The sequence below is a fragment of the Actinocorallia aurantiaca genome, from assembly GCF_039533685.1.
In the GTDB taxonomy this organism is placed as follows: Bacteria; Actinomycetota; Actinomycetes; order Streptosporangiales; family Streptosporangiaceae; genus Actinocorallia; species Actinocorallia aurantiaca.
Window position 1 is genome coordinate 63,850 of the sequence record NZ_BAAATZ010000037.1, and the last position, 20,419, is coordinate 84,268.

Genomic DNA, 20,419 nt, shown 5'->3' on the forward strand with positions numbered 1-20,419 from the left:
AAGCAGAGTTGAAGGCCCGCACCGAAGCTCTCCGAGCTCACATCAGCGAGGGGTACCGACTACATCGCCGCGTAATTCGGCATCGCAGGTCCCGTGTCACCATGGACGACCCGGACGCGGTCTATATTCCCTATGAGGTTCGAGGCCGTCAGAAACCCGAAGCTCTCGTCACGGCCTCTGGACAGCATGAAATTTCACAGACGAGGCTCATGGACTGGCGGTCCGCCACCTGGGACCATCTCCTCGACCACGGACTCGAGGAGGCGAAGGTAGCCTACGGCCGAGTGCTGGGCATCCTGGCCTCTCGCGCGAACGGGTGGGTCAACGACCTGACCGACGCCCTCTCGTGGCGCGTCGAACGCGAGGATGGCGCGGCCGTCCGGGCTGGTCTGAGTGCTTATGAGCGTGTTCTCCTCACGGAGGCCCCAGTACTCAACGTCGAACGCGAACTCCTCGCCGAATGGCGCGCTGAGGAGCAGGCCGACGAGGGTGAATCGATCAACGCGGTCGTCTCCTCACTGCTGCCCGCGCTCAAGACGAGTACCAGAACCGTGATCTTCTGCGGCCCCGGCATGCTTGCCGGAGTTGTGGCCGAGCGAATGAGCAAACGTTTTCAGAAGGTTGCCGTCCACGAACACTCCCACCGGGTGGGGCCGCAGGAGTCCGAGCACTCGCTCGTGCTGTGGGCCTCGGAGTCAATGCCCAGAGTCCACGTGCTCGTCACCGATGACTCGGCGGAGGAAGGGCTTAACCTCCAACTCGCCGACACGATCATCCACCTCCGGTTGCCCTGGTCTCCGAACGATCTCGAGCAACGGCTCGGGCGGGTCGACCGCTATCCCGGTGCCACGGGCCAGAGGGAAGCAGCCCGGCAGTACCGACTCGCCTCCGAGGAGTCTGACTCTTATTCAGAGGCTTGGGCCGTTCTACTTGAACGGGGATACGATCTCTTTACCGAATCGGTCTCCACTCTTCAGGACGCGATTGCGGGCGGTCTCGACAGAGTGTGGACTGCCGGATATGAGAGTGGTGCTGAGGGCCTCCACGGCATAGCGGGCGAAGTGAGGGACAGCCTCCGCGAGGCCCGACTCGACATCGACAAGATGGACCTCCTCGAGTCGATCCATGAAACCTCCATTGCGGGCCGCAACGTAGCATCCTCTCTGCTGGAAATGGAGACATTCTGGCGTGACGTTCACAAAACTCTGGTCGGGTACGTCGACATCAACGGAGGCATAGGTCTCGCGTTCCACGAACGGACCGTTGGTAAATCTCCCGCCGTGGCCTTCGACCTCTCAGCCTCCACCCCGAAGATCGATCCGCGACTCTGGAAGCGAGCCCGTCCGGAGTTGACAACTGCCGCCCAGGGTGCCTTCAACCGGAACGTTGCCCTTAGGCATCCCGGCACCCGGTTGCTACGCGTAGGAAACCCACTCATTGATGTTCTTGCGGAGGCGGTCTACTTGGACGACCGCGGGCAGGCAACCGCCTTCCGTCGCGTCGACCAGCGCTACCGGGGAGACGCCCATGCGCATTTCGGCTTCCACTACCTCGTTGAGGCCGACCTCACTGACGCACTCCTCCTCTTGGAGGGCAATGCCGACGCCAGTCGTGCACTTCGGCGACAGGCCGACAGACTCCTCACTCCGTTCACGATGAAGGTGTGGGTAAATACCTCAACGGAACTGCCGATCATCGAGCCCGGCATCCTGAGTTGGCTTGAGCAGCCCTACAACAACAGGTCCGATCAGAACTACAACGCCAGGTTCCTCGACGAACTACTCGATGTCTTCAACGGCTGGGACGGATACCGTTCCTCCGGCAACTCTTGCGAGCAGATCGCGCGCGACCATCTCCTCAAGACCAAGGAGTTGTCGGAAAGATGCCAGCGCGCCCAGGACGAGGCCCGGCAGCGCGTTGCCGTCACTGTCGCCCAAGCGCGAACCCGCCAATTGGCGGGCCATCTTGTCGGCGATACCGAGAGCCTTCTCACCGACGTGGACATCACCCAGGCGCTCATAGAGAGGCTGACGCAGCCGACAGTCAAGGTGGTCGCGGCGACCTGTGTCGTCCGTGCGGGTCTGCGGTCGGCGGCACGATGAGCGCCAATGGATGGATTCAGGCCAAGCATCTTTACGCGACCTGGCCGGATGTCTCGATTCCCGAGGCAGCAACCGGCACTGTGCGGCGACTCGCCGACGCTCTACAGGGCCTAATTACCGGCGCCGCCGGATGGCGAGACGTTGCCGCACTCACGCGTCAGGTCCTTCTGGAGGCTTCAGCCAGGGAGAACGAGTTCCCGCTGCTCGTTCCGGCCGATGCGCTGCTGCCTACATCCGCGCAATGGTGGGAGAGCGGATGCCGGGCTGCCCCCAGCGGCGCCCAACATTTCGCGGTCAGCGCCGTCCCATGGCATCCGAGCACCCCGGACGATCACTCCGCCAAGGCGGCTGCCGCTGACCTCAGAGAGGTCTACCTAGGCATCGACTCCAGGCAGCGCAGGTCACTCGAGGGAGTGCCTGCGGACCCGTTCTGGACTGCCGCCCTCGGATACGACCACTACTACTCGATTGGACAGCGCCAGGCGGCTCGCTCCGTTGCTCTCGCGCCACCGGGAAGCACCACGATCGTCTGCTTGCCGACAGGCCACGGCAAGACTCCCGTGGCGCTGGCCCCGATCCTCCTGGATACCAGGGGCGCAGGCGTCTCCATTGTCGCTGTCCCCACCATCGTGCTGGCCCTGGACATGGAGAGGAGGACCCGAGACCTTCTCCAGCAGGCCCCGCGCAAAGCGCCAACCGGGCGGTACGCCTATACCGGCGACATGTCCGACGATCTCAAACGGCAACTCCGCGAGGACATCCGCACCGGCCGGCAACCGGTCGTCTATTGCGCACCGGAATCAGTGGCAACCGGTCTCTATAAGGCCATCGATGACGCTGCGGAAGCCGGACTTCTGCGCTATTTCGTCATCGACGAGGCGCACCTCGTCGAGCAGTGGGGAAACGATTTCCGTCCGGAGTTCCAGACGATGGCGAGCCAGCGGCGGGCCTGGATCCGCCGCGCCCCCGAGGGGCGCGAGCCGCGGACCGTGGCGATGAGTGCGACGCTCACCGCGCAACAGGTGGATGCGCTCAAGGAACTCTATGGGGACCCCGGCCGAACTCAGGTGGTCTGGGCCTCTCAGTTGAGAAGCGAGCCGTCCTACTACATCGAGTCGTTGCCAGAGGCGGAGCGGGAACAGGTCGTGCTGGAGGCCGTCGCGAAGCTACCAAGGCCGATGATCCTCTATGTGTCACGGGTTGAAGACGCCCTGCGCTGGGAGGCTGTACTCAAAGACGCCGGGTTCGCTCGGATCGCTTCGGTCACCGGCCGTTCGTCAGCGGGCGAGCGGCGGGACCGGTTGGAGGGCTGGGCAGGGGGAAACGCCGATTCTCGGCCCACCCGCTTCGACGTCATCGTTGGCACCTCCGCGTTCGGCCTCGGCATTGACCTCTCCGATGTCAAGAGCGTGATCCACGCGTGCCTGCCTGAGACCGTGGATCGGTACTACCAAGAGGTAGGGCGCGGCGGCCGCGATGGTAGCCCGTCCATCGCGTTCATGGCGAGGACCCACAGCGACGGCATTATCGCCAAAAACCTCAACGAGCAGGTCATCATCAAGGATGGTGCATGGCCGCGCTGGAACAGCTTGTTTCATAACAGGCTCGCCAAGACGCCCGAAGGCTATCTGATCGATCTCGATTCGAGACCGCCCCACATCTCAGTCAGCAGTGAGAGGAACCGAGCCTGGAACATCCGGACGATCAATCTCATGGTGCGCGCGAAACTCGTTGAGGTCCGGACCCCGCCTATGCCCTCCCGGTCGGAGAACGAGTCCGCCGAAGAATGGTCCATCCGAATCTCACATTATTTCGAGACGCTCTCCAACCGGGTTGAGATCGTCATCCTCGATGGCGCCACCAACAACCTCGAACACTTCAACAGTGTCATCGAATCCACTCGCAGGAGCATGATCGACAGTCAGCGGAGTGCTCTGGCTGAATTGGAGAACGCAGTCACTGGCAACACCTGCATCTCCGACGTGCTTACCGATTACTACCTACTACCCACGGAATCTGGAGCGCGCAGAACATCTCCGAACTGCCGAGGATGCAACCACTGCCGTCAGAGGAACCCGATTCCGGCCGAAGGGGATTTCTATAAGGTCGGCTGGCAACCGCACCCACCGCTCGCGGAGTGGCCAGCCCATGACGCGCTTCCGCTGAGGAACTACCTTTCCTCAGGCGAGAGAAATCTCAGCATCTGGTGGGAGAATGAGGAGGAGGCCAAGAACCTGCTACCAGACCTTCTTGAGTCCCTGTGCAAGCGCGGCGTCAACATCATCGGCGGTCCAGGGCTCAGCGGACTCTCCGTGGAGGAGATCCAGAGAATCGTCCAGCCCGATGCAATCATTGTGGATCATGAAGAAGACCTCCTCATCAATCATCCGGGGCCGATCGCCTGGGTGCTCGATCCCGGTCGACACGCACTCACCGCCGACGAGGCGTCCCGCTTCTTCAGTTCCGACGTGACCTACCTAGTCCATCCCCAGGACATCAAGCATCCGAGCAAGCCCGGGAGCCGTCTCATCGACATTCACAGCGACTCCCTCTCCATCAAGAGCGCATTGGGGGCACTCTAAATGTCGCTGATCAACGTCGAAGCATCGCGTCCCATTCCCATGTGGGCAACCGTCCGCCTTCTCGCCTCGTCCAGACGGCCTATCTCCGTCGAAAGAGCTCAGAGGCTCCTCAGCCCGAAGGCGCTCGGAGATACCAGCCCTGCGATGGTCGATCTGGCCATCAAGACGTTGGAGGACCTCAGGATGCTCCAGCGCTCGGACGACTCGATCTCTCTTTCGGGGCACGCAGCCTCCCTCGATGGTTCAGACTGGAGCGCTTTCTGCTCCGCACTGAGGAAGGCCGTGTTCGAGCCGTACCAGAACGAGGCGCTTGCCGATGGGGGCAAAGCCACAGGATCAGCCGACCTCGTCCGCGGTCTTTGCTGGTTCCTCAGCCTCGATCCCACGGCTGTCGCAGTAGGCCCCAGCGACTTCGAAGACCTCCAAAAAGAGGCGCTCATTCCTGAGGCGCGTCCGGCCATCGCTAATAAAGAGAGATGGAGTAATTTCGGGCCTTGGGCGTCCACGCTGGGATTCGCCGCCACTGCCCTTCCGACGATGGGTGGGGCCTCTAGCTACGTCGCGGACTGCACTGTGGCGGTTAGACAGACGATCCTCGAAACCTGGAGACCGGACGAGCACGTGAACACGATGGTTTTGCTCAGCACACTGCGCGAGAAAATCCCCGTCCTACCTGGAGGTTCCTACTCACGGAGCCTCGGAGTGAAAGACCCCGGAGACACCCAAGCCGGGCGGTCCCTCTCATTCGCCCTTCTGCGCGGACAGGAGGAGGGTTGGCTCAAGTTCGAGCGCGAGGCGGACGCACACTACCTGTTGCATATCTACGACCCAGAGCGTCCTGCAACGCCTCACAGTTTCAGCACCGTCATCGTCCTCGAGGATGGAAATGGCTGATTTCCGCAACTACCTTTGCTGGGCGCCGGATAAAGCTTCGGCCGTCATCAGTACGGAAGCTGTCAATCCATCAGCCGCGGTCTTCCTCGCCACCCACGCGCCGCTCAAGATCAGAAGGTCGCTGATCAACGGTCGCTCGCTGGTCCCCACGGATGCCACAGTCGAGGAACGCGAGGTTCTGCGTGACTTCCTGGAAACGAAGGCGAACACCGGCACGCTCCTGATGCCCATCGTGGGTGACTCGGGATCTGGGAAGTCCCATCTCGTCAGGTGGGTGAGGGAGAACATCCAGGCAGGAGATCGCCGCCGTGTGATCTATCTCGAGAAGTCGGGGACCAGCCTCAAAGCGGTCGTCGAGCAACTACTCGAAGGCGTCGAGAGCGAGACTCTCGACCAACTTCGACGGGACGTCCACACGTTCAGCGAGGGCGTCGACGAGGCGGGGCTATCCCGCAGACTCGTCAACGCGTTGAACGAGGTGCTGGCTCAGACCGACCGCGAGAGCGTTCCCTCCCGCAAAGCGAGGATCCTCGCCGGTCCCAGAGGGCTCGCCGCGCTGCTCCAGGACCCGTATGTCCAGGAGCATCTTCTGGCGGATGGCCGGTACATCCCACAGTACGCCGCGCAACTCCTGAACAGCCGTGAGGCGGACCAACCGGAACGCCCACCGGGTTTCACCACGGAAGACCTTCCGCTCGACATCATGAACGTCCGCAAGGCGTCCGACATCGCGCAGAAACTCCTTGGTCAACTCCACTCGACAGAGGGGCTGTCGCAGGACGCTGTCACTATGCTCAATGAGCACATGGAAGCGGCTGTAAAGCGGGCATCGAACATCGGCACTGGCCGGCTGGTCAAGGCGATGCTCGACGTTCGAGAGGCGTACGCGAAGGAAAACAAAGAGATCATTCTCCTCATCGAGGATTTCGCGTTGATCCAAGGGGTCCAACGGGAACTCCTCGAGGCGCTGACCGAGGCAGCCCACCGCGAAGGTCACCAGCGGTACGCGAGTATGCGGACCCTGATGGCGGTGACCACAGGCTACTTCAAAGACCTGCCCGAGACCGTGATGAGTCGGGTCTCTGCCTCCACCACGGGATATGTCTATGACCTCGACCAAGTCTTCGATGGCAAGGACAGCGGCGTCGAAGAGATCGCTTCCTTTGCCGGGCGCTACCTCAACGCCGCCCGTGTAGGACGTGAGGAGCTCGAGAAGGAGGCGGGCAGGTCCGTCTCGAACGCATGTGAGACCTGCCAGTTCAAGGTCGACTGCCATGAGACATTCGGGCAGACGAGCGAGGGTTACGGCCTCTATCCGTATAACCGGTCGGCACTGCTGCGCATGGTGCACTCGGTGGCGCCCACTGGCCGTCCCTGGGCCTTCGTTCCCCGGGCATTCCTCGGAAACGTCATCAGGCCGGTCCTGGTCTATTCGGCACACGAGATCGAGGAAGGGGCGTTCCCCACAGCCCGCTTCCGCGAGCGTTTCACTACAGCGGAGGTGGACACACCGTTGTCTAACGCGGTGGTCGCGTACGTGGACGAGCACGACCCCATCGCACCCGAGCGGCATAAACTCGTGCTCGAGTTCTGGGCGGACGCCCCGGCTGACCCCAGTGCCATCAACCCGGGCATTCGAGATGCTTTCGGTCTCCACAAGTTCGATAAGTCGACGCTCCCCGAGGTTCTTGGCGGTGGCGCCGTCGTCACCCCCATCCAAACCCCAAAGGCTGAGCCCGAGAAGATTCCCGTGTCTCTCAAGCGGCGACTGCAATCTCTGGAGGAGTGGGCTTCGCGTGGCAAGAACCTCGATGGTGCGCTCGCTCGGGAACTCCGCACCCTCATCGTTGAATCCGTTTACCGCCGCTATCCCTGGGCTGCACCCATCTCCAAAGAGCTTTCCAAGCGCGAGGTGGACAAGGCATGGCCGGTCAACGCGACTTCCGTCTCCATCGCGGGCACCACGGAGAACATCGCCGGCGCAGACCGGGCGCCGATCAGATTCGACAGGACGGCCACGAACAGCCTCTTCTTCCAGTCGCTTCTCCTCGTCTCTGCGAAGGCGCCCGGAGCCCGGTCGGAGGCGACGTGGCGACTGGCCCGGCTTGCGGAGCACCACGCACGTGATCTCGCCAGTTCTCTTGAGCGTTATTTCGAGGCTGGCGACGCCGACCTCGTTCTCGGTCTCCGAGCCTCGCTGATCGGCGCCGCCCTCGCAGGACACGCGTGGCCCGGAATGAGCGACGTCGACCTCATGGATGCGGCATTCGATGACGGATCCTCATGGAGTCGAGGTGATCTGGACACGCGAGTGGCACCTTGGCGCCAACTACTCACCAAGCATCTGAGCGAGCGCCAAAATCTCGTGATGGCCCTCCGAACTCGCTTCGGCATCAGCAAGGGTTCGACTGGAGTCGTCCGCATGATTGACGCCGCTCGTGCGCTCCCGCTTGTCTTGGAAGCCTCAAAATCCTGGCGTTGGGAACCCGAAGGAACGATTCCCAAATGGATCGGAAGCGCGATGACTGGCTTCAGCAGCCTAGAAGGCATCGTCGACCAGCAGGCCAAGCAGTTCGAGTCTATGATGATCGACATTCGCTCCCGGATCCGTCCGGGAGCCGCAAAGGAGACGATTGCAGCAGTCCGGACCAGCCTCGAGGCGGCGGACTCCGTCGGCCTTTCACCGAACTCCGCCGAACGTGACCGGATCCTCGCTATCGCCGCCCTCGCCGAGAAAGCTGACTGGCGCGTCATCGGTGCTGCCCACCGAAACCTCGAAGCTCTGAGGGCCGCGCCTGAGGGTGAGCGTTACGAGAATGCTGTCGTCGCGACAGCCCAGGACCACGGGGTCGGTCCGCAGCACATCCGGGACTTCCTTGTCGCTTCCGACTCTTGGCTCACAGGGGCCCTGCTGGAGGCGGGTGAGCGAACCGACTCGATGGGTGATTCCGTTACGGACGAGGTGCAAGCCCTCCTCCGTGAATGGGCGGAACTGAGTAAGGCGGAAGAAAGCACATCATGACCGAGCATGTCTCAATCCTTGACAAGGCAGAGAAGCTCAGTGGTGAGGTACGGCGCCTCGATCTGAGCCGTAAGGGAGAGCAGCAGGCCCAAAGGGTTAGGGAGCGCCTCCAGACCTTCAGAACGGCGCTCGGAGGCCTGAGCGCTCAGGTCCGTGTCTCGCGTGCGGTCATCAGGGAGACGGGCCACGAGTTCGACCTGTCGGGTGTGGCCGCTGGTTACACAGAGTTGGCGAAACGCGCGGAGGGCGGCGTACTACCTTCTGACAGGGCTTTTAATGCCGCCCGCCAGAAGATCGAAAGTTCGACCGCTGCGCTTAAGGAGCAAACGCTCCAGGTCTGGCGCTCCTGGACCCAGGAGCGCCTCGCCGGACTCCCCACCCACAAGCTACCGATGCTCAAGCAGACGGACCTCGCGAAGGCTACTTCGCGGCTGACTGAACTCAGGAAGATCGCTTCCAGTGCGGATCTGGGCACAGCGGAGGTCGGTATCTTCGCAACGACATTTCAACAACTCTCAGAGGATCTTGCGGAAGCCCCTGACGTTCCCGCTGAGTTGCTGTCAGTCTTGGACCGTCTGGGGGGCAAGCCTCCCCTGACGCTCAAGGACCTCACTGACGAGGAAATCTCGCTCTTGAGGCGCTACAACATAGATCACGAGATCGAGCTTCGGAGGAAAACTTCGTGACGAACGCCCTAAGTCGCGAGTTTCTAGGGCGTCTCCTCAACGCGCTTGAGGATCGAGAACTACCCCTCCTGTCCTGGGGAATCACCGACCGTGCGCTGTCGGAGGACGAAGTGATGGAAGTCCTCTTCGCCGCGACGCTCGATGCTGATGCTCCCGTGGAGGCTGACCCACAGAAGCTTCTCAAGCACCTCGTGAATCGGGGGTTGCTGTTCCGCGTTCCGGGAACGTCTCCCACGCAGTACAGGACGCGCTTCGCTGAAGCTCTCCGCCTTACCGCGAACCTCCGGCAACTCTTCCCCTACCACCAAAAGCACGGTGGCAGCAATTGGTGGATGCGAGGGCCAGCCCTAGTCGCGGATTACCGTCTGCACACCGCAAAGCGCCGCTACCCGAAGCGGGATGTCTCTCTCTCCGACGCGCTCGGACGGTTTCGTACCGTGGAGGGCTGGGGCACCGTACAAGACGCCATCGCCGAGGTCCAGATCGGTGCCCGCTCGCTCAGTGCCTTCCAAGTGGCCGCCACCACCGCAGTCTTCTCGGCGTTTGGGCTGGGTCGCTCCTCCGGTGTGATCGTCGGAGCTGGGACTGGCAGCGGAAAGACCCTTTCCTTCTACCTTCCCGCCTTCGCCAGCATGGCCGACGTCCCTCGGCACCGGAAGCGCGACCAACTGCACACACTGGCGATCTATCCGCGCAAGGAACTACTCCGCGACCAACTCCGGGACGCCGTCGCGAATGCCTTGAGCCTCGGCCCCATTCTCGACCGGCTCCAACGACGCCCCTTGAGGATCGGAGCCCTTTATGCCGACACCCCGCCTAAGACCGATAGCTTCAACTCCAACCGCAGCCACTTCCGCAGAGTTTGGACGTCCCGTGCCGACGGTCTGGTCTGTCCCTATCTGAGTTGCCCGGCATGCATGACGGGCGATCTCCTATGGAGCAACGCCGATCGCAAGGCGGGCCGTGAGATCCTCCGTTGCCTGAAGTGCCAGCAGGTCATCCCCGAAGGTCTCCTGGCGCTCACCCGCCGATCCCTACGCGAGCAACCCCCAGATCTTCTCTTCACCACGACCGAGCAACTGAACAGGAATAGTTCCAACGACTGGCTCGGTGGGCTTCTCGGGTGGTCTGGCAACAACTCTCCGAAACTCGTCCTTCTCGACGAGGTCCACACCTACTCGGGCACCCAGGGGGCACAGGTCGCCCTCCTGCTGCGCCGGTGGCGCCACGCCGTCCGCACTCCTGTCACGTTTGTCGGGCTGAGCGCGACTCTAAAGGACGCCGGTCGCTTTTTCGCAGGACTGACCGGTCTCTCCGACCACACGGTCGAGTACATCCACCCCGCCGAGAGCGACATGGAGGACGAGGGACGGGAATACTCGATCGCTCTGCGGAGCGATCCCACCTCCGGCGCCAGCCATCTCTCGACGTCGATTCAGACATCGATGCTCTGGGGACGCGTCCTCGACGTCGATAGCGAGGGATCCCAGTATGGATCGACCGGATTTCTCTTCACCGACGACCTGGACGTGACCAACCGCTTCTACAACAACCTCCGTGACGCCGAGGGCGGGCAGAGCAGGAGCGGATACCGCAGTGGACGCCGTCCTGTCCTTGCGGGACTTCGCGCGACGCGCCTGGAACACCGGCAGGAACGCCTGCGCGATGGCCAGTCCTGGGACCTTGTCGAGCACATCGGCCATCCACTCGATGGAGACCTGAATGTCGGCGAACTCAGGATTGCCCGTACCTCCAGCCAGGATGCTGGCATGGACCTCCACGCAAATCTCACGGTTGCCACAGCATCCTTGGAGGTAGGATTCAACGACCCTCGGGTCGGACTCGTTGTCCAGCACAAGGCCCCATACGACGCCGCAGCGTTCATCCAGAGGCGGGGACGTGCGGGACGAACCAGGGGCACACGTCCGATTACTATCGTGACGCTGTCGGACTACGGCAGGGATCGCCTCAGCTACCAGGGCTATGAGACTCTGTTCGCCCCGGAACTCACCGCGCGCAGCCTTCCTATCAACAACCGCTACGTCCTGAAGATCCAGGCAGCGCAGTCACTCCTCGATTGGCTGGCTAGTCGGATGCGCGCACAGCGCGCGTGGGGGGACCCCCGCGCACTACTCACGGCCCCAGGATCAACGCCCTCCGAGCATGGTCCAAAGGCTGTCGAGGCGCTCACGGTTTTGCTGGAGCGACTGTTGAAGGACCGTGTGGTTCAGGACGACCTCGCCCGGCATCTCACGGCTGCGCTGAAGATCACGCCAGACGACGCGCAGGCCATCCTCTGGGAAGAGCCTCGCTCGCTTCTGCTCGCTGTGGTCCCCACCTCTCTGCGGAGACTCAAAACGAACTGGAAAGGGCTCCAGGCGGACGCGGGCGCCTCAGCTAGGACCATGCTCCCGGAGTACATCACCCGCTCCTTGTTCGAACCGCTGAACACCCCGGAAGTCGAGTTCATCCTCCCCTTCGACACCGGGGGTGCCGAGGAACGTCTTCCGGTCGCCAAGGCCCTTAGGGAGGCCGTCCCCGGACGGATCAGCAAACGGTATGGGTACCAACGCGACGAGCACCGGACATGGATTCCTCTGCCGGAGCAGGGTGACTTTCTGGAGATTACCGACGAACTCGTGCCGTCATCGGCGAATGAGGGACGTTGGCGTCCCGCGAACGTCGCACTGCCCGACGGCGCCGTCGTCCTCCGCCCCTACCAACTCCGCCTGAGTGACCCGCCGCCCGAGATCGCTGACCGTGCCCAGGGCACTCCACTGTGGGCCAGCGAGATCCATGTTCCCGACGACGAGTGGCGCATTGATGCGCCGGCGCCTCTCGCGGCGCCGTGGTCGGAACGGATCCGGTGCGTCGGCTTCCACACCCATGCCATGGGTAACCCAGCCGAGGTCCGGCGCATGACCTACGGGGCCGACTGCGACACTGCTTACAACTCCCAGAAGGAGAGCGTCCGGCGCACCGTCCGCTACACGTTCGAGGGCGAGCCTGCCGCACTTGGTTTCCAACTCGAGGCTGACGCTATGCGCATCGAACTCGAACCGCTTGATCTCGAACAGGAACGCGTCCGGCGGTACCTCGCCTCTCCCAGTTGGCGATCGCAGGCGTTCTTTCGTGCAGTCGCCGAGGACGAAGACCTCATGCGGGCGACAAACTCTTTTAAACGCGGATGGCTTTCTCTCATCTACATGACGGCCTTCGCGCTCGGCGGTCTTGACGGGTCACGCTCACCGAAGGAGGTGCGCGCCGGCCTATCGGATGGGTCATGGGGGCGTGACCTTCCCAAGATCTTCTCCGTCCTTTACAGGCAGGAGAACGTCGACCTCCCTGAGGCGGTGAACGGGAAACTCGCGTCTGATCTCGACGGGCTCAGCCACGATCCGCTAGTCGTCGCGGCTCTGGATCGCGCGGCGGAACTCCTAACGGGCGACGATATCTCCGGTAAGACCGCCGACCTCGCTCGCCGCGCCTATCGGGACACGCTTGCTGCGGCCGTGCTCGCGGCAATTCTGCGCGCCTGCCCGGACGCACAGGAACAGGACCTGATCGTCGACGCCTTCTCTGATGGAGACGCGGGCACGATCTGGATCAGCGAAACATCGGTGGGCGGGCTCGGAATCATCGAGCAACTCGTTAGAGAGTACTCGGGCGATCCCTCGGCCTTTTGGTCGCTCGTTCTCAGCGCGATGAGGCCGAACGAGTACGAGTACACCGACAGCGCGGTCACAGCACTTCTCAAGAACATCGTTGAGGAGGCCCCCTATGGCGCCGCGGGGACAGCGATCGCGGCGTTGCGAAAGGCTGACTCTGCGGCCCACGCGACGACCGCGCTCCGAAATCTGCGCGCAGCCTGGACCGATGTCGACGGAACACCGAGACACAGTGCCATCGCCACGCTCTCGACCCGACTGCTCCGTCCCGGCAGTAACCCTGAGACGGACGCCACGACTCTGCGGATCCTTACGAAGTGGCGATCGCTCGAGAAAAGACTCGGAGTAGAAATCGACGCCCGAGTGATGGCTTACGCCGTCGGCAGCGGCAAGATCGACGTTGGACGGCCGATCAGCGCGGATCAGGTCTTCAGCATGCTTTGGCCTCGGGGCTTCGACGCCCGCTCGCAACATCTCAGGCACTACCAGCCCTACGTCGGTTATGACCGGCCTCCCGTCCTCGACCGTGTGCTCTTGGAAGCCGTGGTCGACGAAGTCCTGCCATCGATCGATATCACGAGGCCGGGGTGGGAGGCGACGTATCAGAGCCTCATGGCGCGCGATCCGATCGGCGTAGTCGCCTTGACGTGTCCGACTCGTCAATCACACCTGCTGGGAGTCGCACTGCGGAGGATTCCTGCGCTCCCCATCGATCGCGATGTTCTGCGTGCCTATGGGGAAGTCTGCGAGGTCCGCCGCATTACTCAGGAATTCGTCGTCAGCGTGAAACTACAGGAGGCCGCCCAGTGAGGTCGCTGGAGCGAACGGTCCGGACCGGGACCAACCTCGGACTGAAGGCTGATGACATCGTCGGCACGGCTCTCGTCTCGGAACTCCTTGATCCCGGGAAGACCCTCTGGGTGGTCTCCGGATGGATCTCCGACGTCAAGGTGCTCGACAACAGCCACGGCGCCTACGACTCGATCCTCGGAGAGGATCCGCCCAGTACCTGTCGACTCTCCCACATGCTCGCCCTCGTCGCCGATGTCGGCGTCAAGATCTGTGTCGCCACGCGACCGAATCCCCACAATACGATCTTTCTTGATCATCTTCTTCAAAAGATCCAAGGCGAGAGTCGCCTCCGTGTCATCCGGGACCCGAACATGCACGAGAAGACACTGTGCGGCAAAGACTGGATCATGACCGGATCTATGAACTTCACCAAGAACGGGATGGCCGACAGCGAGGAGTCCGTGACCTACCGAACTTCGGACCCTAGCGTCGCCCAGGCTCACATCGATTTTCGAGCTCGCTGGAGGGACTGAGGTGAAGCGCGAAATACCGGACGGAGACGGTCCGCAGGTCGAGGCGTTCCTCACGCGCTTCTTCGGAGAAGGGAACGACTGCAGTAACGAGCAGTGGGCACCACACATTGATCCCTTCAAGGAATACGCGAGGACGCAGCCCGCGCTGCCGATCGTCCTGCCGCGGTACCAAGAGATCCTCGACGACTTCACCATGTACGTCATGGCTAGGACACGCGCAGAAGTTTCACGTACTGGGACTCTCATCACAGCCTTCGCTGGCCCGTCCTACTGCACCTATGGCCAATCGGCTCCGGCAGCACTTGACCTGAACGACCCGATAGACGCGGTCGTCCACGAGTACTTTCCTGGACGTGCATTCGTCCTCCAGACGACGAGGAACAGAGATCAAAGAAAGCTTCTGCGCGGAGCTCTGTTCCAGATGCTGGAGACAGCCAGCATGCAGCCGCGTCGCACCTGGCGGCCCAGTAAGCCGATCGGGCGGCTGATTGCGGAGTTCGAGGCCGAACTCGCCTCGGGCGGTGAAGCGGGATCGCTCAGGGTGCTGGAAGAACTCCAGGACCGGGGAGGAATCACGCCCACGAATCTCGCGCACCTTCGTATCAAGCGACTTGACCGACTCGGGCTGAGCGATCAACTCCTCGCTTCCGAGGACCTTCCTGATGTACTTCTGCAGCGCCCTCCGGCACCGGTCTACGAGGCCGTCCTCAATGCTGTGCAGTCGGCCGAACTCGAGCACCCACTGAGCCATGGCGATCTCGACGCGGCCTTCGAAGCCCTTCGCACCCTCGGTCTCGCGCTTCCCGCCCATTTGGACTCTGCTGTCGGCCCTCAAGCTCTGACTGTTCTCCTCGTCTCGGCGCTCGGCCGCGGCGACTTGGACTACGCGGCGACGCTGATCCACGGGGCCGAAGTACGAGGCCTCACGTCCCAGATCCCGAGTGTTGTCGTCGAAGCGGTGCGCATCAGGCTGAGGGAGCAGACCGCCCCGGCACAGCTCAGTCCGTCCACGAAGCTAAAGCCGTCTGCGAACCCATCGCCGGTTGAGGCGAAAATGGCTGCGAAAGTCGAAGGATGGCTCGATCTGTTCAAGGCCGTCGCGGAAGGGGACCAGGCTGCGCAGGAAGTTATAGCGGAAGCCGTTTGGGTCGCTTGGCCTTCCGTCTCCCACCTCGATGATGAACTTGCCGGTTACCTCAGCACGTTGTCCGACTCCCAGTGGAAAGAATGCTGGAAGATCACCGCGCCCTTCCTCGAGTCGAGTGGTTATGATCATGTCGCCCCGCAGGCCACGCGCGAGTTTATCAATTTTGCCCTGACCGGTGAGAGACTCTCCGCGGGAGACCTCAACTCCCTCTACGCTTTGACCGAAAGCTACCTGCGTGCCGCACCCTCAGCAGCCGAATATCGCGATCTCCTCGACGAACTCCGGGAAACCTCGGATCTTTGGGTATCCGTCGAGAATGCGAAAATCGTTTTGGACTTTGCGGACAGGCTCGTCATAGCAGCGTGCCCGGATCCCAACTCTCGAATGAATCTGGCGCTCGCACTTCTTCGACCCCTCTCCAGTAGAGTTAGTCGACTCGATCCCCAGGTCCAATCCTTCGCGCGACAACTTTCGGAAGAACTCGAACTTCAACTCTCCTGGGGTGCCGAGGGCAACAAGGCAGGGATCAGCGAGGATTATATATCTGGCAAGGGCGAGGTCGTCCTTCTCTACTCTCTCGACACAAACGTCCTCACCCGGGTGGCCTCAATCCTCCGCCGCGACTTTACAGGTATCAAAGTCCATATCAGCAGTGACAAAGTTTCCACCTCATCCCTTAAAGAGAAGGCGCAGAATGCGACGCGCATTGTTATTGCAACTCGTTGCGCCAAGCATGCTGCCACAGGCGCTATCACGTCCAAGGCATCACCGAAAGCGGCGATCACCTACGCAGACGGTAGTGGATCGGCCTCGCTTCTCCGGGCAGCGTACGAGGCGCTCTCCAGTCAATAGCGAGATGCCCAGAAATGCGGGCGAGTTGGGTAAGGCGTGCCGTATTTGGGTCGAAGCCTGCACCAGTAGCAACAGACCTTCCATCGATTCGCTCGAGTGTCCACATTCGACCACGGCAATCACCATGAGTAATCGTCCCGAATAGAGGCCACTCGATCCCCCGATACATATAGCCCAGACATCTAATCCTAAGTAGCCACAATCTCTTGCTTGGTATCGAAACTCGACACCCTTATGGACTAATCGACGCGCTACCCGGTCTCGGCGTCAATGAGGACGGTCGCATACCGGTGGCGGCGCTTCAATGCGGAGTCGTCCACGCCCAGCATCCGCGGAACCCGCACCACAGGTCGCGGCAGCCGCATGAGCAGCCGCAACGCAACCGAGTACGACACCGTGACCGCCAGCGCACCGGACAAGTGGGCGGCGGCCGGCCTGCGAGCTCCCCCGCACCAGCACACTCAGCTACCCGGCCAGCCGGCTCGTCCGGCGCTGATAACGCTCCAGCAGCCCCGGACCTGCTCCCGGAACGTCCGGGACAATCCCACTCCGTACAGCGCAACCCGCCGTACCCGAACCGACACGACCACCCGGCGGCCGTCCACTGGCACATCCCCGACCGTCCGACCGCACCAGCCATGCACCCGCGAGGTCAGCACTCCGCACGCAGGGCAAGGCACCGGGCCATCCCGCGTCCGCGCCCCACCCGAATCAGGTCGCCTTCATCATCCACACCCCCGATGACCAGCGCAGACAGCCCCTAGAACACCACACCCGCCAGCCCATCATCCTCAGATTCAGTTGATCGAAGAGACTGACGACGTTGACGATTCGTAGTTCTTCGGGGAGTCTTGAGGAGCATGGGTGGTCGTCTGCCACTGGAAACTTTGGCACCCGCGGTTGCGGCTTAAGGCGACTGACGTGATCACAAGGCCGCTACCCACGGGTAGGCGGCCTTCGTGGTTTCGTTCCAAGGGTGCATCTTCAGCCCATATGAAGTGAGGTTGGCCCCGCGCCTGTAGAACCGAGGGGTGAGTTCCTGCAAATAGCGGGTCTCTGTGTATCCGTATTTGTCAGGTTCGAACCCGCGGAAGATGGCCGATGCTGTTAGATCTCCGAGTTGCAGCATCTCCGATTCCTGGGGTTGTCCGAGGGAACCCCCTGCAGGATCCATATGATTCCAGGCGACTCTACAATATGGATTCCCGCGCAAGCTGCTCTCATATTCTCGAAGCTGGGACAGCTTGAACCTGACGACATGAGCAAGGTGGTAGGTCAACAGGCCATCACCTTCACGGGCGAGCCAGGACAACCGCTCTAGGACGAATCTGAGGGTGTGGAGATACGCTATTTTCTCTTCCTTATAATCCACCCCCTGCATGATCATCTTCTTGCAGACGACCACGGCAGATATAGTCAGCCATTCCTGCTGTGCGATACTCTTCGAGACGTGGAGGCGGTCGCTATGCGACCTGAGATTCTTCCATGACAAATGGTGCCCAGGCTGTCGATTAAGATCGATTCGAAGCCTCGCAAGGAAGGCTTGCGCCCGCGGCAAGTCTTCCTCAAGCAGAATCGCGGCAGACATGACGAAGTGATCGCTGGACTTCGGCGTGTGCGACCTTTGCCCGGCCTCGTCAATGTAGGCGAGCATCCCCTTGTTTGGCATGGGTCCAACAAGGGGCACACGCGACCACGGGGATGGTTCGTCGTGTGACATATCCGACCGACCCCTTCTCGAACTCATCCATACGCTGGAATTCCAGACATCTTGCAGGACCGTCGGCGCTATGTCGAGTCGGATTCAAGTGACATCCATATTTAAATCATCCCAAATATCAGGGTTTTGGTCATTTGACACACAGCCCAAATCGCACGCCTGGCACAAATGCTTCAATATTGGGACAAAAGCCCCATCATGCAAGCCTGTAGCCCAATTAGGTATTAATTAAAATTAAAATCGACTTGTAGACCACCATCAAGTGTGCTAGCTTAGGGCCATATTGAAAATTGGGTGATTTATACAGTGATATCATTAGATCTAATAATTGACCTTGGCGGTTGTAGGTCAAGACACTTTTGGTTTCACTTCGGAACAGGCCCGAAAACTCTTTAAATTTGACCGAAAATTTTTCGATTGGATCTCCTGGTCGGAATGAAAGGCTCCCGTGGAGGCAAGTCACTGACCGGCGATGCGGACGAAGATCGTGCTGGCGTGCGCGGACGGGATGAGCAACAAGGACATCGCCGCGGAACTGAGGGTGAACCCGACCACCGTTGCCAAATGGCGCGGCCGGTTCGTCAGGCTGAGACTGGACGGCTTGATGGACGAACAGCGACCCGGTCGGCCGCCCTCGATCACGCTGGAGCAGGTGGAGGTGGTGGCGACCTTGGAGGAGGCACCTCGAGGCGCCACGCACTGGTCACGGACGCCGATGGCCGAGCGCACCGGGTTGTCGAAGTCGACGATCGGCCGGATCTGGCGGGACTTCAACCTCAAGCCGCACCGCGCCCAGACCTTCAAACTCTCCACCCACCCACTGCTGGTGGAGAAGGTCGTCGGCATCGTCGGCCTCTACCACGACCCGCCCGAAAAAGCGGTGGTGCTGTGCACGGATGAGAAATCCCAGATCCAGGCCCTGGACCGCTCACAACCGTTACTGCCGATGACGCCCGGCATGCCCGAGCGCCGCACCCACGACTACGCCCGCCACGGCACCACCACCCTGTTCGCCGCCTTCGACATCGCCGACGGGACCGTCATCGGCCAACTGCACCGCCAGCACCGGGCCGCCAAATTCAAGAAGTTCCTGGCCACCATCGACAAGACCGTGCCCGCCGAGCTGGACGTCCACCTCATCGTGGACAACTACGGCACCCACAAGACCCCGGCCATCAAAGCCTGGCTGGCCCGCCATCCCCCCTTCCACATGCACTTCACCCCCACCGGATCCTCCTGGATCAACCAGGTGGAACGCTGGTTCGGCTTCCTGGCCGACCAGAAGATCCGCCGTGGCACCCACAAGAGCGTCCAGGCCTTGGAGGCCGACATCCGCGCCTGGATCAACGACTGGAACAGCAACTCCCGACCCTTCATCTGGACCAAGACCGCCGAAGAGATCCTCGAATCCCTCGCACGATTTTGCCGGCGAATTCAGGCGCAGGACACTAGGACAAGGGCCGGTTCCGATCACGGAAACGGCCTTTCTGATGTCCGTGTCCGGCTGCGGTTCCTTGCCGGGTTGCCGCCTCTCACAGGCTCGGCCCCACCCGCACCCAATTACTCAGACACGACTGGCTGATCCCGAGGCTTTTCGTGAGCGCTGAGATCGATTTATCGCCCGTTCTGGCGAGCTCGACTGCACGGCGTCGGAACTCCGGCGGATGAGGTGACGGTACGTGATCTTCCTTCCCCTGATCGACCTGGCCCATCTCACCGCGCCTGGCCGCCGAACGGGGGAAGCTCACCTCCGTGCAGTACGCGTCACAGAGGAGCGGACGGCCCAGGTTGACCGACATATAGCCGAGGAGCCCCGCGACTCCGCCCGCCAAACGGAAGAGTTCACGCCGCTGCTGTGGCGACTGGCGTCCCTTCAAAAACCCATGCAGCGCGTGGCGGAGACCGAGCGACTGCTCGACGAGCGGCCAGGGGCCATCGTTTTCGTACCCATTGATGATCTGTTCGATCGAACGTTCGACGATGTCCAGGACGTAGTCATCGACATTCGAGGCCGTGAGCGCTCGAGCTTGGGCAACGATCCATGCCAGCTCTTCAGCCCCCGTCTGGCTGTGATCCGTCGAGCGGGAAGGCCGAAGAATACCCGGATAGCCATCGAGTTCCGGGACTGCAGCCGTCCAGACTCGCCGATAAAGCTCCGCATAGACAGGGCCGGGCCGGTGTGTGCCGCTCTCATGAAATCTGATCTCCCGAATGATCGAAGCGCGGCTGGGAAGCTGAGACCGGAGCCTGTCGTCTGCGGCGAGTTCCAGTCGCCGGGCCAGCTCCTTCTGGCTCCAGCAGAGCCGATGCCGTCGTGTGCGGATCTCCTGCGCCCAGGTGGCCTCAGGGCATCTTCGCTCATTCCAGGTCACCTATCGCCGGGAACTGCGGGGTTCTCCTCTTACCTCTTCCAGCCTCCTC

At 61.8% G+C, this 20,419-nt stretch carries 11 protein-coding genes and 1 pseudogene; 9 read left to right on the forward strand and 3 right to left on the reverse strand.

Annotation, left to right across the window (positions count from 1 at the left end):
* The first annotated feature begins 8 nt into the window (after positions 1-8).
* From dpdE to dpdD, 8 genes are read left to right on the forward strand one after another with little or no spacing between them, the layout of a single operon-like run.
* Positions 9-2,102 carry a protein DpdE gene (gene dpdE / locus ABD327_RS35200; protein WP_344458111.1) on the forward strand — a complete coding sequence of 698 codons (2,094 nt, stop codon included), beginning with the start codon at positions 9-11 and terminating at the stop codon, positions 2,100-2,102.
* The gene (gene dpdF / locus ABD327_RS35205; protein WP_344457568.1) at positions 2,099-4,684 is read left to right on the forward strand and encodes a protein DpdF; all 2,586 of its coding nucleotides are present in this window, start codon (positions 2,099-2,101) and stop codon (positions 4,682-4,684) included. Before dpdE ends, dpdF begins: the two co-directional genes overlap by 4 nt.
* A complete protein-coding gene (gene dpdG, locus ABD327_RS35210; protein ID WP_344457571.1) occupies positions 4,685-5,578 on the forward strand; it encodes a protein DpdG in 894 nt (297 codons plus the stop codon). It abuts the gene before it with no gap.
* Complete coding sequence (gene dpdH, locus ABD327_RS35215) at positions 5,571-8,600, forward strand: protein DpdH (RefSeq protein ID WP_344457573.1); 3,030 nt, start codon at positions 5,571-5,573, stop codon at positions 8,598-8,600. Before dpdG ends, dpdH begins: the two co-directional genes overlap by 8 nt.
* Positions 8,597-9,286: a hypothetical protein gene (locus tag ABD327_RS35220; protein WP_344457575.1), complete on the forward strand. Its 690-nt coding sequence runs from the start codon at positions 8,597-8,599 to the stop codon at positions 9,284-9,286. Before dpdH ends, ABD327_RS35220 begins: the two co-directional genes overlap by 4 nt.
* On the forward strand, positions 9,283-13,764 hold the full coding sequence (gene dpdJ, locus ABD327_RS35225) for a protein DpdJ (RefSeq protein WP_344457577.1): 4,482 nt from the start codon (positions 9,283-9,285) through the stop codon (positions 13,762-13,764). The genes ABD327_RS35220 and dpdJ overlap by 4 nt, the downstream gene beginning before the upstream one ends.
* The gene (dpdK, locus tag ABD327_RS35230; protein ID WP_344457579.1) at positions 13,761-14,279 is read left to right on the forward strand and encodes a phospholipase D-like domain-containing protein DpdK; all 519 of its coding nucleotides are present in this window, start codon (positions 13,761-13,763) and stop codon (positions 14,277-14,279) included. The genes dpdJ and dpdK overlap by 4 nt, the downstream gene beginning before the upstream one ends.
* Before the next feature lies 1 nt (position 14,280).
* On the forward strand, positions 14,281-16,278 hold the full coding sequence (dpdD, locus tag ABD327_RS35235; protein WP_344457581.1) for a protein DpdD: 1,998 nt from the start codon (positions 14,281-14,283) through the stop codon (positions 16,276-16,278).
* A 254-nt stretch (positions 16,279-16,532) separates the two neighbouring features.
* Here dpdD and ABD327_RS35240 read toward each other — a convergent pair.
* Positions 16,533-17,035: pseudogene (locus ABD327_RS35240) on the reverse strand (transposase family protein); the annotation flags it as partial.
* Positions 17,036-17,203: 168 nt separating this feature from the next.
* Positions 17,204-17,932: a DUF3800 domain-containing protein gene (locus ABD327_RS35245; protein ID WP_344457583.1), complete on the reverse strand. Its 729-nt coding sequence runs from the start codon at positions 17,930-17,932 to the stop codon at positions 17,204-17,206.
* Positions 17,933-18,470: 538 nt separating this feature from the next.
* On the opposite strand from ABD327_RS35245, the gene ABD327_RS35250 reads away from it, so the two are divergent.
* The gene (locus ABD327_RS35250; protein WP_425547285.1) at positions 18,471-19,580 is read left to right on the forward strand and encodes an IS630 family transposase; all 1,110 of its coding nucleotides are present in this window, start codon (positions 18,471-18,473) and stop codon (positions 19,578-19,580) included.
* Here the strand turns inward: ABD327_RS35250 and ABD327_RS35255 are convergent.
* Positions 19,531-20,370 (reverse strand): hypothetical protein, encoded by an 840-nt coding sequence (locus ABD327_RS35255; RefSeq protein WP_344457585.1) that lies wholly within the window; start codon positions 20,368-20,370, stop codon positions 19,531-19,533. The genes ABD327_RS35250 and ABD327_RS35255 overlap by 50 nt on opposite strands.
* Positions 20,371-20,419: the final 49 nt, after the last annotated feature.